At 69.6% G+C, this 2,316-nt stretch carries 1 protein-coding gene; it reads left to right on the forward strand.

The features are described 5' to 3' along the window. Positions 1 to 138 precede the first annotated feature (138 nt). A complete protein-coding gene (locus tag ACFV0Q_RS40870) occupies positions 139 to 2,121 on the forward strand; it encodes an amino acid transporter (protein ID WP_385013095.1) in 1,983 nt (660 codons plus the stop codon). Positions 2,122 to 2,316 lie beyond the last annotated feature (195 nt).

The following is a 2,316-nucleotide window of genomic DNA, read 5'->3' on the forward strand; positions in this document are numbered from 1 at the left end:
GGCCGGGCTGGGCCGAACGCGGATCCGCACGGCAGAACCCCCGCCGAAGGCGGCGACATCGGCAGCCCCCATACTCGGTCATCGTTGCCGGGCCATCGAGCCCGTGGACCGGCCGAGTTGGAAGGGTAGATGGGGGACATGACAGACGTGAACGATCTGGCGGTACCAGAAGTAGTGGAGAGCCCTGCCCGGGAGGCACCACCGACCGGCGGTCTGGCGCAGTGGTTGCTGCGCCACCGCGTACAGCCGGTCGGGCCTGCGGCCGGCGAGGGACACGGCGAGCCGCACGCCTGGTGGAAGGTGATGTGCCTGACCGGAGTGGACTACTTCTCCAGCCTCGCCTACGTCCCGGCGATCGCCGCTCTCGCGGCGGGTGCGGTCTCACCGCTCGCCACGCTGCTGATCGTGGCCCTGACCCTGCTGGGGATGCTGCCGATGTACCGGCGGGTGGCCCGCGAGAGCCCGCACGGTGCGGGGTCGGTGGCGATGCTCGAGGACCTGCTGCCGTTCTGGCGGGGCAAGGTGTTCGTCCTGGTGCTGCTCGGGTTCGTCGCCACCTCGTGGATCATCACCATCACCCTGTCCGCGGCGGACGCCTCCGTGCACGTGGTGGAGAACCCGTTCTTCCCGCAGGCCCTGCACGGCCACGAGGTCGCCATCACGGTGGCGCTCCTGCTGCTGCTCGGCGGCGTGTTCCTGCTCGGGTTCAGCGAAGCGGTCAGCGTCGCGATCCCCCTGGTCGCCGTCTTCCTGCTGCTCAACGCGGTGACCATCGTCGTCGGCGTGGTCGACGTCGTCACCTCGCCGGGCGCCTGGTCGGCGTGGACCGACGCGCTCATGGACGGCGGAGGCGGACTCGGCGAGCTGGCCGGACCCGCACTGCTGGCCTTCCCGCTTCTGGTCCTGGGGCTGTCGGGCTTCGAGACCGGGGTGAGCATGATGCCGCTCATCGCCTCCGACGGCGAGGACGCCGAGCAGCGGCTGGAGTCCCGCATCCGCAACTCCCGGAAGCTGCTGACCACCGCCGCGGCCGTCATGAGCGTCTACCTGCTCGCAGCCAGCTTCGTCACCACGGTCCTGATCCCGCACAAGGAATTCGAGGCCGGCGGGGCGGCCAATGGCCGCGCCCTGGCCTACCTGGCCCACGAGCACGTCGGAGAAGCCTTCGGCACCGTCTACGACATCAGCACCATCCTGATCCTGTGGTTCGCGGGCGCCTCCGCGATGGCGGGGCTGGTCAACATCGTCCCGCGCTACCTGCCCGACTACGGCATGGCCCCCGAATGGGGCCGCGCCGTACGCCCGGTCGTACTGGTCTACACGGTTGTCTGTGTCGCCATCACCTTCGCCTTCGACGCCGATGTCAACGCCCAGGCGGGCGCCTACGCCACCGGCATCCTGGCCATGATGGTCTCCGGCGCCTTCGCCGTCACCGTCTCGGCCCTGCGCCGCCGCCAGCGCGCGACCACCGCGGGCTTCACCCTGCTCACCGCGGTGCTGCTCTACGCCCTGGTGGCCAACATCGTCGACAAGCCCGACGGCATCACCATCTCCGGCCTCTTCATCGCCGGGATCATCGCCATCTCCCTGATCTCCCGGGTATCCCGGACCACCGAACTGCGCGCCGACCGCATCGTCTTCGACCCGGCGGCCAGGCAGTTCATCACCGACACCCTCGCCTACGACAACGCGATCAACATCATCGCCAACCGCCGCCAGGCAGGCGACGGCGCCGAGTACGCCGACAAGGAACGCGAACAGCGAGGCAACAACCCGGTGCCCGGTCCGGCCGACGTGATGTTCGTGGAGATCGACGTCGTCGACCCCTCGGACTTCAGCGAAACCCTCACGGTCCGCGGGGTCGAAGTGGACGGGTACCGGGTCCTGCGCGCCGAAGCCCCCGCCGCCCCGAACGCCATCGCCGCGATCCTCCTCGCCCTGCGCGACACCACGGGCGTGCAGCCGCACTGCTACTTCGCCTGGGCCGAAGGCAGCCCCCTGACCCACATGTTCCGCTATTTCCTCCTCGGCCGCGGCGACACCGCCCCCGTCACCCGCGAGATCATCCGCAAACACGAACCCGACCCCGCCCGCCGCCCCGGCATCCACGTGGGAGGCTGATGGTGGTCGTCATGCTGGTGGGCCGCTACCTCCCGATGGCCTGCATCCTGGCCCTGTCCGGACGCCTCGCCAAGCAGCAGCCAGGCGTGGTCGGTTCCGCCATCAGTGCAGGCCGCCGTAGGCGGCCATCACGATCTCCATGCCGCGGTTGTCCTCCTGCCGGTCCCGGTCGATCATCTGGTTCATGACATAGGC

The sequence above is a fragment of the Streptomyces sp. NPDC059564 genome (assembly GCF_042735575.1).
Classification (GTDB): domain Bacteria; phylum Actinomycetota; class Actinomycetes; order Streptomycetales; family Streptomycetaceae; genus Streptomyces.